This window comes from Pedobacter sp. Leaf216, assembly GCF_001421515.1.
Taxonomy (GTDB): domain Bacteria; phylum Bacteroidota; class Bacteroidia; order Sphingobacteriales; family Sphingobacteriaceae; genus Pedobacter.
Window position 1 is genome coordinate 138,076 of record NZ_LMKM01000023.1, and the last position, 14,220, is coordinate 152,295.

At 40.1% G+C, this 14,220-nt stretch carries 10 protein-coding genes; 3 read left to right on the forward strand and 7 right to left on the reverse strand.

Annotated features, from left to right (window positions below; all coding sequences use genetic code 11):
• Positions 1 to 240: 240 nt before the first annotated feature.
• Positions 241 to 1,017, reverse strand: a complete 777-nt coding sequence (locus ASE74_RS15990) for an SDR family oxidoreductase (protein ID WP_235526123.1) — start codon at positions 1,015 to 1,017, stop codon at positions 241 to 243.
• A gap of 54 nt (positions 1,018 to 1,071) precedes the next feature.
• Positions 1,072 to 1,650, reverse strand: a complete 579-nt coding sequence (locus ASE74_RS15995; RefSeq protein WP_055911148.1) for a TetR/AcrR family transcriptional regulator — start codon at positions 1,648 to 1,650, stop codon at positions 1,072 to 1,074.
• A gap of 1,583 nt (positions 1,651 to 3,233) precedes the next feature.
• On the opposite strand from ASE74_RS15995, the gene ASE74_RS16005 reads away from it, so the two are divergent.
• Complete coding sequence (locus ASE74_RS16005; RefSeq protein WP_235526124.1) at positions 3,234 to 3,599, forward strand: helix-turn-helix domain-containing protein; 366 nt, start codon at positions 3,234 to 3,236, stop codon at positions 3,597 to 3,599.
• A 4-nt stretch (positions 3,600 to 3,603) separates the two neighbouring features.
• Here ASE74_RS16005 and ASE74_RS16010 read toward each other — a convergent pair whose 3' ends face one another.
• The 4 genes from ASE74_RS16010 to ASE74_RS16025 are packed head-to-tail and all read right to left on the reverse strand — an operon-like array spanning position 3,604 to position 6,429.
• Positions 3,604 to 4,815: a DUF3570 domain-containing protein gene (locus ASE74_RS16010; protein ID WP_055911154.1), complete on the reverse strand. Its 1,212-nt coding sequence runs from the start codon at positions 4,813 to 4,815 to the stop codon at positions 3,604 to 3,606.
• Positions 4,816 to 4,827: 12 nt separating this feature from the next.
• Positions 4,828 to 5,058 carry a DUF4266 domain-containing protein gene (locus ASE74_RS16015; RefSeq protein WP_055911156.1) on the reverse strand — a complete coding sequence of 77 codons (231 nt, stop codon included), beginning with the start codon at positions 5,056 to 5,058 and terminating at the stop codon, positions 4,828 to 4,830.
• Complete coding sequence (locus ASE74_RS16020; protein WP_235526125.1) at positions 5,055 to 5,951, reverse strand: FAD:protein FMN transferase; 897 nt, start codon at positions 5,949 to 5,951, stop codon at positions 5,055 to 5,057. The genes ASE74_RS16015 and ASE74_RS16020 overlap by 4 nt, the downstream gene beginning before the upstream one ends.
• Before the next feature lie 49 nt (positions 5,952 to 6,000).
• A complete protein-coding gene (locus ASE74_RS16025; RefSeq protein WP_055911160.1) occupies positions 6,001 to 6,429 on the reverse strand; it encodes a thioredoxin family protein in 429 nt (142 codons plus the stop codon).
• Between the two features lie 1,215 nt (positions 6,430 to 7,644).
• Between ASE74_RS16025 and pncB the strand changes: the two genes are divergently transcribed.
• The gene (pncB, locus tag ASE74_RS16030; protein WP_055911162.1) at positions 7,645 to 8,832 is read left to right on the forward strand and encodes a nicotinate phosphoribosyltransferase; all 1,188 of its coding nucleotides are present in this window, start codon (positions 7,645 to 7,647) and stop codon (positions 8,830 to 8,832) included.
• Between the two features lie 90 nt (positions 8,833 to 8,922).
• On the opposite strand, the gene ASE74_RS16035 is transcribed toward pncB, so the two are convergent.
• Positions 8,923 to 10,443, reverse strand: coding sequence for a DUF6377 domain-containing protein (locus tag ASE74_RS16035; RefSeq protein ID WP_157255452.1), 1,521 nt, complete (start codon positions 10,441 to 10,443; stop codon positions 8,923 to 8,925).
• A 780-nt stretch (positions 10,444 to 11,223) separates the two neighbouring features.
• On the opposite strand from ASE74_RS16035, the gene ASE74_RS16040 reads away from it, so the two are divergent.
• Positions 11,224 to 14,211: a SusC/RagA family TonB-linked outer membrane protein gene (locus ASE74_RS16040; RefSeq protein ID WP_055911165.1), complete on the forward strand. Its 2,988-nt coding sequence runs from the start codon at positions 11,224 to 11,226 to the stop codon at positions 14,209 to 14,211.
• The last annotated feature ends 9 nt before the right edge of the window (positions 14,212 to 14,220 follow it).

Consider the following 14,220-nt stretch of genomic DNA (forward strand, 5'->3'; position numbering starts at 1 on the left):
TAAAATTAATTTCGAAACCGTCCATCCGGTACCGCTTAAGATGATTTAGACTTTTGTAACATGATCGCTTCAGCTGGAAATTTAATCGTAGCATGTGAACTTAATTGTAGCGGATATATCAGTATCCTTTGGGGCATAGACCAACCAGCATAAATAATAAAAAGATCCGGTCAACATGACCGGACCTTTTTATGTAACGTTTAATATTTTATAGATATTAAAGATGAGGCATATGGGATGTTAAGCCACCACAGGTAAAGAACCGCCATCAATAGCGTATATAGTACCTGTGAGGTAAGCAGCAGATGGTGACACCAAAAAGTGCACAAGCTGAGCCACCTCTTCAGGCTCGGCCATGCGACCCATCGGAATACCGCCGGTCTGTGCCATCAGTTGTTTCATTCCTTCTTCTGGCGTAATACCAGCTGAAATTGCGTAGTCATTCAAGAACTTGATCATTGGTTCCGTTTTAGTGGCGCCTGGAGCTACGGTAAGTACACGGACCCCTTTGTCAGCCAGTTCGGTGGCCAGGGCTTTACTATAGCTGTTCAGCGCCGCCTTGGACACTGCATATGCCATGTTCAAATTCCATAATGCCTGTTTACCCGCAACTGAAGAAATATGAATGATCACCCCGCTTTTTTGTTCGATCATTTGCGGCAGTAGTATTCTGTCAAGCCGGATAGCAGAGATCAGGTTCAAATTCAACTCCTGTTGCCAGTGTGCATCGGTTAATGCGCTATGACCACCGCCCGGTGTGGTAAGCCCGCCTACGTTATTGATCAAAATATCTATTCCGCCAAAAGTATTGGCTATTTCCTGGGCAAGCCCTGCTACCTGGTCAGCATCGGTCAGGTCTGCCGCAATAAAATGATGAGGTGTAGCCTCAGGCTTTGTCCTGGCACTCACGATCACAGTAGCACCTGCTTGTGCTAACCCGTCGGCAATAGCTTTACCAATACCTTTTGTTCCACCGGTAACCAGTGCTCTTTTTCCCTTGAGATTTTTCAATTCCATGTTCATGTTACTTGATATTCTGAAACAAATGTTTCAGAATTGTTTAAAAAAAATTTATTTAGTTAATTGTTTAATAAAGTATTCAGCCATGCGTTTGATCTTGACCGGGTCCTTATGCAGGATGTAGGATTCATACCAGCCTGTCCAGGTGCTGTTGAAATAATCTGCCAGTAGAGCCGGATCTTCATCATTGCAGATCTCGCCTTTATCCATCGCTTTTTTGATGAGATCATGTAAAAACTGGTAGGAACGCTGGTCATCAGCTACCAATATCTGCTTTACGCGTTCGTCATTCGTGGCTACCTCAAACGCACTTTTAACCGCCATGCAGCTGTCTTCACCGTTAATAATGATATTAACTGCCTCGTGGATGTAATCTACTAACACGGACAATGCCGATCTTTTACTTGATAAGCGCTTGTCCCAATCCTGTTTCCTTATATCAGTATAATGCTGAACACAACGGAGAAATAGTTGCTGTTTGTCTCCGATCGTGTTATACAGGCTGCTGCTATTAATCTGCATGGCATCGGTAAGGTCGCGCAGCGATGTGGCATTATAGCCTTTCTTCCAGAATACTTCCATTGCTTTCTGGATCGCTGCTGCTTCATTAAATTCTACATTTCTGGCCATGACGTTACAAAGGTACTCAAATCTGAAACAAGTGTTTCAGATTTACGTCATAATTTATAGGTTCGTCAGGAGCTGAACGGTAGCATTAATCCATATAACTGACTATCGGTGTATTTTTTTATAAAAAAGGCAATTTGTTTACTTATTCGATAGTCATTCGTACCTAAGCGTTTTTATTACCAGGCTTTTATTCCTTGCATCCATGTTTACCAGTGTTAAAAAATTCACCTCGGAAATGTTCACACCAAATTCACGCCAATTAGGTAGTACATAAAAAGGAATGGCAGGTAAAGCCACAAGGTAAACTCGCCATATCAAAAAGCTCGGGCTAGCTGCATGGTATAAGCACGAAAAACATAGCAAATAAATTGCAACCTGCATACAACGAAATGAAAGCTTGCCAACCAAGGCCGACATTTTAAGCGAAGCTCCAGGCGGAAGTACGCCCAGGTAAGTCAGGGCGACTTGTCCATGCTGATCACATGAAACAAACTTTGATTGGCGCCTACCAGTCAGGGGTTTACTATGCTAAGAGTTTTCCTGGGAAGCCTCAGAACCGGGGGTCAGCTGGGTTTTGGTGTGTTTTGCATAAGGCAGTACTAGTTTCGCCTCTCCAAATCTATTAATTGAAGTCTACTAACTTGGTCAACATCACAAAACCCACTTTCAAAGGCTATAGTCTTGAATCCCATCGTTTTTACTAAAAATTTACAAGATGGATTTTGGCAGAAAAAACATTTACCTCGCCATAAGTGGGTTCACCCAAGTGTACAATTTGAGAGTTTCCGATTTTCTGGATAAGGAAATCATGACCATTATATAACTAATTCCTTACCTTACTCAAGCTAATTTCATTTATAAAAGACAAATCTTATAGAAATTGTTTTTAATACATAGGAGATGGGTCGATAATGTCACTTTTGTACGCAAATTCGGCAGTTCTGTGAGCAGAATCGAATAACCATGTAAGAGTTTCACACATGATTAAGGGGCAAGAGTAATCCCGAAAGTTGTATTGAGGATGTACTGGGACATCAACCCAATTACCAATTGGAGTCAGAGATTGGGCATAAAAATGGTGATTCAAATCCAATAAGATTTGATGCCGGTTAACTACATCCCGGAAAACCTTTTATCAGAATAAGTAAACTTAATATAAATAAAGAGCTAATCGTAAACGCTCGAAAAATTTAAGCGAAGCAGAAGACGGCAAATCGCTATTGCATAGTGCTGAAAGGATCATCAAAAAGAATGCTAAAAATATGTCCCTGCAACGTCTGGGGATTATTTCGAAGAGATACTGAGAACCATGAGAAACTCGATCTTAAAGACTTAAATAATAATAATAATTATTGCGCTAACCTTATATTCCAAATTAGGGCATGTCGAACAGCTGCCTTGGAAGTGGAGCTTTTCTCCCTGCAATTCCTTGATCAGTCCTTCAAAAATTATTATCATCACATAAATTAAAAAATTCTTTTCAATCCCTAATATGCATATTTAGACCAAATATCATTAACAGAAACACAGCGATTTTATTAATGATTTAGGTAATTTCAATGCTTAAAACCTTTAATAAAAAGATGAGTGTCCATATAGGGTTAATGATTTGGAAGGAGATGAAACAGAAAGATATTTCCGTTTCAGATATTGCTGTTGATCTTAAGGTCAGTAAAACAAAAGCACAAGAGTTGTTGAATACCGCGACTATCGACATACTCACTCTGGTGCGTATCAGTGAAATCCTGAACTACAATTTTTTCAGCTACTATGAAACCGGTAAGATTTTCTCAAAGATTGAATTGCATGAAAAAAACAAGCTGACAGAGGAAGTTGGTCGGTTGAAGGCTTTGCTCAATGAGAAGAACAAAGCCCTGGAACTTCAGGAAACGCTTAATAAGATTCAACTCAGTACAATTTCACTACTAGAAAAAGGACAGTTTAGATAAAAGCCTACTTAAACTTAAGGTTCAATGAAACAATGTTAGAAACCAGGCTAGTTGAACGTGAGTAGTGACCATATCTCAATTCCAGCATGTTCAATCGCTGCCAGCCGAAAACGCCTTTGGGTGGAGAAAACCGAATCCCTGCACCGTAAAAATCACTAGTCAATGTAGACAGGTCATAATCGCTGGTAAAATATTGTTCTGCTGGCGAATGCTCACCAAAGGGCGCAAAGTATTTGGTTCCCATCTGATTATTATACCGGTAGAAAGGACTTATTGAAAAAAAAGAATTGATCTTGACTGGAATTTCAAGCTCAGCTGTGTGGGCCCTGATACCCCAATTATCTATATAGTAGCGATAAAAAGTACGGATTACGAAATGATCATCCAGGAAATAGTTCATACGCAACCCGATGGGAAACTTATAACGCTTATCTGGTAATGTCTCCGAACGTAAGGAACCATCTTTAAAATAATCTCGCTGGTATTTGGTAGCAAGTAATCCTTTTTGATATGATGGCTCCAAAATTAGCGCCGCCTGAAATTTCTGGCTAATGACCTGAGACAGCGAGAAGGACGCACTGAAAGAATTCCTTGGAGCTTTATCATACTGTTCGTAGCCCCTATCAGTATTTCCCGTCCGAAGCTCTACGGGCAAAATTACCGTCCATTTATCAAAAAAGGCCTGAAGCTTGAAATCAAACTGGGTATTTTTATCTTTAGATAAGCGGGTTAAATTAAAAGCAGCTCCCATTGATTGGTAATCGAACTCAGTTGAATATGATCCTGTAAAGCCAAAAGAATTTCCCGTTTTTTCATTTGAATGGATCCAGTTTAATGACGGATAAATACGGGTATCAGCTGAAGAAGCAGATGAAATAGTACTCGGATCAATCTTATCTGAAGAGGCAGAAGTGTAATGATCAACACCAAGTTCAAAAAGGAAAGTATTTTTTTTACCTCTTTTATTAAACCCGGACATCTGGAGATCAATAGTGTTGGCAAAATCGCTCAGCTTCTCAGTACCGATACCGCCTGTTACTGCGGAATTATTACCATTCTGATTATAATAGGCTGAAACCAGGTTGATTTCATCAATTTTCAGTTTCCGCGACTGGTATTTGCTACTGTCTATTTTTGCAGTTTCTGGTCTGGTTTGTGCATACGTGCTCAATATGCCGAAATACATAAAAAGCACATGGAGATATATTTTTCTCATTTTTTAATATTATCAATTACAGCCGCAACCTCCACCGCTCTTACCACCGTTGGCACCCGATGCACCTTCCCTGTAAAGCTGAAAACTCTGTTCAAATTTCTGTGACTTTCGTGCTGAAAGGATCATATCGGCATCATTGATCCTGTTTTTCTGATAAGGTTTTACGCTACTACAGGCACTGAACATGCTGATTATTGATACAGCAGTAACCATCGAAAGGAAAATTGTTCTGTAAATTTTCATATTATCACATTAATATTATTTGAGGTAAAAACCTGATCATAATCATCGATAACGATACAGGACACTTGTTTGATCTGGTTAATGAGCTCTATCCCAATTTTTACGCCCATCACCAAAATTGGTGTAGCAAGTGCATCAGCCAGCTCTGCACTCGGACAAATGATGCTAACACTTTTAACACCACTTACCGGAAGACCAGTTTTCGGGTCGATGGTATGCGAATAGCGCTTCCCGCCAATGGTTACATATTTTTCATAACTGCCTGAAGTTGCAATCGCCATTTGACTGATTTTTAAGGAAGAAAAAGGTCTGTCCGTTTGTCCGGGATCGGCAATACCAACTGTCCATGGACGGCCGCCAATTTGAGTACCCCAGGTAACCAGATCACCGGCAGCATTTACTATTCCACTTTTAATCCCCAATTGTTGTAGAACCGATTTCGCCTTATCGGCTGCATAGCCCTTTCCTATTCCACCGAAGCCAATCCGCATGCCCTTATTTTTGAGTAGCACGGTTGAGCGTTCTTTATCTACTATTACATTCCGATAATCAATAAGTCCAACAGATGCCAATGCAGTTTGCTCATCAGGCAAGCTTGTCATTTTCGGATCAAAGTTCCAGAGCCGTTTATCTATCGACCCATAAGTTATATCGAAGGCACCATCAGTAATTTCTGATATCCTGATAGAACGCTCAATAAGGCAAATCACCTCATCATCAACATGTACAGGTCGCAAACCGGCATTTTCGTTTATAAGGCTGGTTTGGCTAAGATTACTGAAAGTTGTGAGCAGGTGTTCTATGCGCTTTACTTCTTCAATACCTGCATCAATCGCAGCATTTCCCTCCTGCTCGTTCACAGCGATTACAGTAAACTCAAACCGGTTTCCCATGAGCTTCAATATTCGGTTTACAGAAACAGGCTTAGCCATCCTTTAAAGGTTATTTTTTTAGTTTGTCGAGTTCAGAAACAAAAGCAACAGCGCTTTCCTCAGGAAAACCATCCCAGGTTTTAAGTACCTTCCCATTTTCATCAACAAGGATTGTATACGGAAATTTCCCATCCTTATTGTATACCTCTGCTAATGACTCGTTAAGCTTAATCTGCTCTTTTGCAAGCTGGTTTTTTTTCTGTCTGGGGAAATCTGCCCTCACAAGTAAAAGATTTGTAGCGGCATACTGTTCAAAGCTTTCTGATTCTAGTAGCTCCTTGCGCAGGCGGATACAAGGACCACACCAGTCCGAGCCTGAAAAATTAATCAGGATCTGTTTATGCGTAGCCTTAGCTTGTTTTTGCGCTTCGTTAAAATCTCCCATCCACGATACAGGAATAATAAATAGGCCCAAAAGGGCAACAAAAAGTAATTTCATAATCTTAAAAATAAACTTTTAAATGCATAACCTAAGTATTGTAAAACGTTAACGATACGGATACTGGTCTATTTGTTACCAAACCATTTTAAGACCGAATAGTGAATGTGTGGCATTCATGCACACTATGAAGGTTACACAGCATATTAGCTTCTCTTTAGCTACAATAGCCACTTCAGATCGATCGGTTCTATGTAGCAAAATTATTGATCAAATCTGAAGACATTCTGAAGTTTCGAATTAAAATGTAATCAGGCAATCTATATTGCGGAATGGAATGCCGTTCGCTTAGCAATCAGTTCAGTTGCATTCACCTTAAAAATACCTTTTACAGGAGGTTGACCACTTACCCTATTTTGAAACTGCCAAATACAGATAGGCAAATGTTAAAGAAAAAACATATTCAAAACAACTTAAAACTTTTTGACTATCAACTAATAGGCAACTTTGATACCTACATCTATCCAGCCCATAATCATATAAAAATTCAGTTTTATTCTACCGTATCATTTGGTGTCCGTGAACAGTCTAAGTACAGCCGTGAATTGTTAGCTAATTATTTATTCATACCGACGTCCTTTGTGATGGCTTAAAATACATGGTCATCATTCAAATAAAAAAAAATTAAACCAGACGTCATGGAAAAGATAAAAATATGAAAATTACAGTTGCAATTCTAAGGGCAAGTGTATTCGGCATAACGCTTGCTAGCTTCTTACAAAGATAGCGATACCTGCGTTGTGCTGAACGACGTGATCTTGCCTACATTGAAATACAGCACTTTGCCGGCGTTGTTCATGCCCGCGTCGTGCATAGGTTCGAGCAATGAAAATTGGCAGACAAGCTTTTTGCAGGCCCGGTTGCAGCTACAGGAATTACCGCATTCTAATCGATTTTCAGGTATGCTGAATCCTGCAAACAACAAGTAAAACTTTATCTCGTCATCTAACTAAGTGTAAGTTTCAAGGGTCCTGTCGCTTTCGGTACTTTTTTAAGTATATCGCAGATTTAAAAATAATAACTAAAACTTACTCAGTCATCTTTTAGATCCAAATTTATATCTTGTACAATTATAGCAACGATTATTTATATCTGAAACATCTGCTATTTAGAATGAAAATATAGATTGGGGCGTCTACCTGAATGTAGCCAGCTATACAATAGCTTCAAACTTAAAAGAATAAGACCTGTTAAACATAGCCAATTACTACAAAAATGATTACGCATCTTCTTCAGTCAGCCCCATCCATATTGGACAATGATTTTTATAAGTTTACCATGCAGCAGGCGGTGGTACGTCTTTTTCCATCGGCAATGGCCCGCTATAGTTTTATCAACCGTGGAAAACACCGTTTTCCCGAGGGTTTTGGCAGTGCTCTGCAGGAAAGGATAAGTGAAATGGCGAAACTGCGGCTCACCAATGAAGAGAAGAATTTTCTTAAGATAAACTGCCCTTACCTTGATCCGCTTTACCTGGATTTTTTGGCGGGCTATCGTTACGATCCAAATGAGGTGAATATCGTACAGAATGGAACAGACATTGATCTCCATATTGAGGGGCATTGGTACCGCAGCATCCTTTGGGAAGTACCGATTATGGCCTTGATCTGCGAACTTTATTATGAAATGACAGACGGAAAGCGGATATCAGATGAGATGCTGATTGACCAAACGGTGGTAAAGGCAAAACGGTTTCAATCCCTTGGGGTAAATATTGCCGAGTTTGGCACACGCCGCCGCCACAGTTACCATGTACAGAAACTGGTAATTGATACTTTCAACCGCGAAGGGAGAAAAACCTTTGTAGGCACAAGCAATGTCCATTTTGCCATGCTCCACCAAACCAAACCTATAGGCACCCATGCCCACGAATGGTTTATGTACCATGCGGCTGTATATGGTTTTCCGCAGGCAAATGCCACTTCTTTACAACACTGGGTGGATGTTTTCCGTGGCGATTTGGGTATAGCACTGTCAGATACTTATACAACGGATGTTTTTCTCTCACAGTTTGATAAAATGTTTTCGAAACTTTTTGATGGGGTGCGCCAGGACAGCGGCAAACCCATTGAATTTGCAGATAAAATAATTGCGCACTATAACCAGCTAGGCATTGATCCGTTAACGAAAATCATCATTTTTTCTGATGGACTTGATTACGAAAAAGTTGCCCGAATTACTGATCATTGCCGTGGGAAAATCGGCTTTTCTTTCGGTATTGGCACCAACCTGAGCAACGATGTAGGGTTGGAAGCGATGAACATTGTGATTAAAATGACCCAAACCAGGCAGGAAAACGGCAAATGGATGCACGTGGTTAAACTCTCGGACAATCCGGATAAAAACACAGGAAATGCGGATATGATTGCCGCAGCGAAAACCATCCTTAATATTGAACAATAATAGTGCGCAGGTAGTAAAAGTGTATAGTTTGTTATTGCAGTATAGCTATTGAAAGTCTTGAACGATATAACTATAATTTAGATTGCCCGGTTACACTGCTTTTACCATCATAATAATTTTATCAAATTCATCGCCGGGAACGAGTGCTTTGGCCTTTATACGCATTTTGTAAACATAAATGGTATTAACCGAATATTCCAAAATGGTTGCAATGGCTTGATTATCAATAATTCCAAGCCTGATCAGGGCGAAGATCCGGAGGTCAGTATTTAGCAGTTCAGGTGCTTTAGGCCATATCTGATCTTCCTGCTTTAACAGGGAGTTGAAAACGGTTACAAAATTAGGGAAGATACTCATAAATACCCGATCAAACGTATTGAAAAGGATTGCGCGCTCCTGTTTAATATCAATGTCTTTTAAGCCGGGCAGAATTTCCCCAAACCGTTTTGCAAGAATTTTGCGTTCCACATTTTTTTTTAGCCGGTCCAACTTTAAAATGTATCCCGAAATTACAGCGAAAAAATAGCCGATGTACTTTTCATTCACCGTGGCAAACTCCCTCAATTTATCATTGGTAATTAAAAGCTGATCATTAACCTGGTTTAATTCTATATTTTTTGCTTTAATTACCTCATCCTGGATCTTAAGTTTTCTAAACTGGATAAATATCATAAATGAAACGAGCGAAATCACCGCAGTGACAAGCGAGATGGAAAGGAAATAGGTCAGGAATTTATTCTTTTCCCGCTGGGTGGCGATATTGACCTGGGCCGCAATATCAGGCAGCACAGATTCGATTTTAAGTTTACGCAGGCGGTTTCCGTAAAATCCGGCATCATCTCTTGATTGCTGGATAAAAAGATAAGCATTATCAACATCGCCGTGTTTAAACAGATCCTCAGCCAGGAGTAATGTTGCTAGCGTTTCTTTTGTGGAAGACCTGATATCGCTGATTGCTGATTCGGCAAGCAACCAGATTCTTTGGTCATTCTGATCATCCTGCTGGTAAAAAGCTGCCAATCCTGTTAATAACCTTGCACGGTTATGTTCGGTCAGTTTATAATGTTTTAAAAGTTCGAGAAAATACTTTGGCGGGCCGTTTGTTTCTCCAGCTACTACCTGCCTGTTGCCTAAGGTAAAAAGCAAATCGAAAGATTTTGGCTCGCAAAACACAATGGCAGAATCCAGGTAGCTTACGGCTTTAGCGTTATAGGTTTTGGTAAAATTTTCATCACTATTGTAGATGGCCAGATTGGAATAAGCACCGGATTTTAATGCATAATATTCGTATTTATATTGCCTATCAAGCAGTATCGGATTTATTTCCTTGAGGTAATCAAAAGTTTCTTTAAACATACCTGCATGTAGCAGCAAAGAGGCCAGTTTAACTTTGCTTTCATTCTGCTTTATTACGTCATGCTCTTTATAACTGAGATCAAGCATTTTCTTTCCATAGAAATAGGCAGAATCGAACTTATTGTATTCATATTCTTCAAAGAGTTTCAAATAGGTATCGAATATGGTGTTGGGCCTGCTGGTGATCTCAGACCTGAGTTTTTGAATCCTTAAAATTTTGTGCTGGTCGTATTGCTTCTTTTTTGATATTTCCATTTTTAATTTAGCCAGCACACTATCTTTCTTGGCGGAAGGATAGGCGTTGAAACAAAAAATTAAAAGGGATATCTTGACTATTAAAAATTTCATTTTAAAGGAATGCTTTTCTCAAAATTATAACAATTTATAATCTCAGGTTTAAAAAAATGAATTATCATTTGAGGTTGCTTCAACTATAGTGTACCAGGCAAGCTCTTTATCAAGGCAAAACAGGATTGGCCATTTTAAACCGAAACAGCATCAGAATATGGGATTTATCCTTTTCTTATCATGCTATTTTTGCATCTGTATGCGGATTTAAGTTTATATTTTCCCAGACATAATATATCACAAAACATTATTTTTCAAATACTTAACAATTTAAACACGCTTTTTTTCTTATACATTTCATAGCGGCCCTCTTGTGGCTATACATCAATACAAGGCAATTGATAATTTCGTTCTTCTGATCTGCCGGCGCAGTCCGGTTATGAGCAGAACAAGCATTTAACCAAATTAATCAAATTCCCAAAGGCCAGGCGCTATTTAAGAGCTTCATCATTAAATCCATTTAGCTTTTAAATTTCAGACCGTTGCAGGCGGGAATATCGACCTATTATGAGAAAGAAAAAACCTCCTTAACAGTAAGGTTAACTCCTGCCAGTCTGAATCGCGGCCTTGTAAGCCATAAAAACGAATTCATCGAAGTTAGCCTAATATCGGCAAACCGGGCTTGCCAAACGGGGTTCACGCTTTTTGAAAAACTAAACTAACAATAACCGAATTAAATTTGATTACATGTACAGGAAATTTTTACTGTTGCTTGGCGTATGCTCAGTTATGTGTGTACTCGCATTTTCAGCAAATGCACAAACCAGAACCATCTCCGGGTTGGTAACTGATATTACCGACAATTCTACACTCCCTGGGGTGAACATCACTGATAATGCTAAATCATCAACCGCAACCACAAATGCAAAGGGACTATATACCATCACCGTTCCTGCTGGTGCAAAAACCATTACTTTCTCTTTTATTGGATATACCGCCAAAACCTTACCGGTTCCGGCAGAAAATACGCTAAACGTAACTTTAAGTCCAGCAACCAATACCCTTGATGAAGTGGTGGTGGTGAGCGTTGGATATGGCACGCTCGATAAGCGGGAAGTTTCCAGTGCCATTACCCACATATCTTCAAAAGATCTGCTTGCAGTAGCCTCAAATAACCCGCTAATGTCGCTACAGGGCAAAGTACCTGGCTTAAACATTACCAACACGGCTGGCGCCGATCCCAATTCGAGCCCGAGCATTCAACTGCGGGGCGTTTCTTCACGTAATGCAGGGTTAGGTCCACTTTATGTGATCAATGGGGTACCTGGTGGCAACATTGATAACATTAACCAGAACGACATTGAAAGCATTGATGTTTTAAAAGGCGGTGCCGCTTCTGCAATTTATGGTACAAGGGGAAGTAACGGCGTAATTATCATCACTACTAAAAGAGGGGGTGCACAATCGAGAATGTTTTACGATGGTTATGCGAGTTTCGACTACCTTAACAACCGTTTGGAAAACCTGAGTGCTGATGAGTTTATTGCAAACCGCGTGGCCAACAAACAAGGACAGGATTATAAAGCAAAAACCAATTGGCTTGATGAGGTGACCAATTCGCCTGCTTTTGCGCAAAAACATACCGTTCAGTTTTCGGGTGGTTCGGCCAAAACAAATTATTTTGCTTCTGCCGATTACCGTGAAGCTGATGGTATTGACCTGCGTGCACACAAACGGGAATATGGTGGCAGATTGACAATAAACCATACCACTGATAACAACATGTTTGTGGCCTCACTTAGTGTGGCCCCAAGGATGATGAAAACAAATAATGCCGATCAGGGAAATTTCAACAATGCGCTTACGCTTAATCCTACTTATCCCATTTTTAACAATGCTGGCAAATACAATTACATTAACACTGGTTTTTTCTCCAATAACCCGGTTGAAAATGCCAATATGATCAAATCGGAAGCAGAGATAAAGGAACTGGATGTAAATGGATCGTTAAGAATGAATATTCTTCCTAACCTGAGTACCACTGTTACGGTTTCAGAAATCAGCCGCTCGCTCAAGAATTTGAATTTTACTCCTTCTACCCTGTCATCGGTGGTACAGGCCAACAAGATTACTCAAACAAATTTTGCCAGGCAGGAACAGCAGGAAAACGACCAGAAAAATATTGAATGGACGGGAAATTATAATTTAGATTTCGGGAAAAATCATTTCAAGGTACTTGGAGGTTATTCTTATTCGCTTTACAATTACAAGCAGTTTTCTGCGCAGAACTACGATTTCCCATTTGACACCTATGAATGGAACAACCTGGGTTCGGGCTTATATAATGGCGGTGCTGCAGGTCAGGGCCAATCGGCAGTGGGCTCTACACAAAACGGATCTACATTAATTTCTTTTTTTGGCAGGGTAAATTACGATTTCAACAGCCGTTACATCCTTACAGCCAGTTTGCGCCGAGAAGGATCATCTAAATTTGGAACGAACAATAAATGGGGAAACTTCCCGGCAGCCTCTGCCGCGTGGCGCTTATCCGAAGAAGCCTTTATCAAAGGCAAACTTCCCTGGATTGATGAATTAAAAATCAGGGCGGATTATGGTGTTACAGGAAATCAGGATTTTGACAACTACAAATCTCTTTTGTTATATGGTGGTGCCGGATATTTTCCTTACAACGGGCAATATTACCAGGTATACGGCCCTTCTTCGAATGTTAACCCTGATTTAAGCTGGGAAAAATCGGTAAATTTTAATGTTGGTCTGGATTTTTCAATCTTAAAAAACCGGATCAGCGGTTCATTGGATTACTACATCAGAACCAATAAGGATCTTTTGGGCGATTATAACGTTCCTGTACCGCCAAATCCGCAGAGCATAACTTTTGCCAATGTAGGCACAATGAAAAACTATGGTATTGAGCTTGCCCTGAGCGGTGAGGTGATTAAAAAGGATGATTTTGGTTACAATGTTAGTGTTGCTTTTTCTTATAACCGCAATAAATTCATTTCTTTTTCGAACCAGATTTACCAGGGCGGTACTTTTCAGGATGTTGCCGGACTCCCTGCACCAGGTTCTCCAGGTAATATCCAACGGATACAGGAAGGCCACAGTATCGGCGAATTTTATATGCTCCGCGCTGCCGGGGTCAACGATGCCGGAGCATTGTTGGTGTATAGAAAAGATGGATCCACTGTTCAGGCCAATCTCGCTTCCAATGACGATAAGCAGTTTGTAGGCAACGGATTACCAAAATTTATTGCCTCAATGGGCAACACCTTCCATTATAAACGTTTCGACCTTAGTATTTTTCTCAGAGGTACCTTTGGATACAAAATATTCAATACCTCAGCATTTTATATCGGCACGCCATCAAGCCAGAGTGATGCCAATGTGTTAAAATCTGCTTATGACAGCAGCAGCAAATATTCGCTGTTAAAAAGTAACGCAACAACCTCAATTGCATCTGATTATTTTCTTGAAAACGGCTCTTTCTTAAAAATCGATAATGTATCGCTTGGTTACAGGCAGCCGATTAAAACGAAATACCTTAATTCTTTAAGAATTTATGCTACCGGCAGGAACCTGCATACTTTTACCAGCTTTACAGGCGGTGATCCTGATCTTGTCCAGGTAAACGGACTAACACCGGGTGTAAACACTTCCCTTAACTATTATCCATCTACACTTCAGCTGATTTTTGGCTTACAGGTAACATTTTAAAACTGGAAA

Excerpts from the sequence above, each read along its gene's own strand:
- ASE74_RS15995 (WP_055911148.1), bottom strand. The coding sequence starts at position 1,650 with ATGGCCAGAAATGTAGAATTTAATGAAGCAGCAGCGATCCAGAAAGCA.
- ASE74_RS16040 (WP_055911165.1), top strand. The coding sequence starts at position 11,224 with ATGTACAGGAAATTTTTACTGTTGCTTGGCGTATGCTCAGTTATGTGT.
- ASE74_RS16005 (WP_235526124.1), top strand. The coding sequence starts at position 3,234 with ATGAGTGTCCATATAGGGTTAATGATTTGGAAGGAGATGAAACAGAAA.
- ASE74_RS16010 (WP_055911154.1), bottom strand. The coding sequence starts at position 4,815 with ATGAGAAAAATATATCTCCATGTGCTTTTTATGTATTTCGGCATATTG.
- pncB (WP_055911162.1), top strand. The coding sequence starts at position 7,645 with ATGATTACGCATCTTCTTCAGTCAGCCCCATCCATATTGGACAATGAT.
- ASE74_RS16025 (WP_055911160.1), bottom strand. The coding sequence starts at position 6,429 with ATGAAATTACTTTTTGTTGCCCTTTTGGGCCTATTTATTATTCCTGTA.
- ASE74_RS16020 (WP_235526125.1), bottom strand. The coding sequence starts at position 5,951 with ATGGGAAACCGGTTTGAGTTTACTGTAATCGCTGTGAACGAGCAGGAG.
- ASE74_RS16035 (WP_157255452.1), bottom strand. The coding sequence starts at position 10,443 with ATGGAAATATCAAAAAAGAAGCAATACGACCAGCACAAAATTTTAAGG.
- ASE74_RS16015 (WP_055911156.1), bottom strand. The coding sequence starts at position 5,058 with ATGAAAATTTACAGAACAATTTTCCTTTCGATGGTTACTGCTGTATCA.
- ASE74_RS15990 (WP_235526123.1), bottom strand. The coding sequence starts at position 1,017 with ATGGAATTGAAAAATCTCAAGGGAAAAAGAGCACTGGTTACCGGTGGA.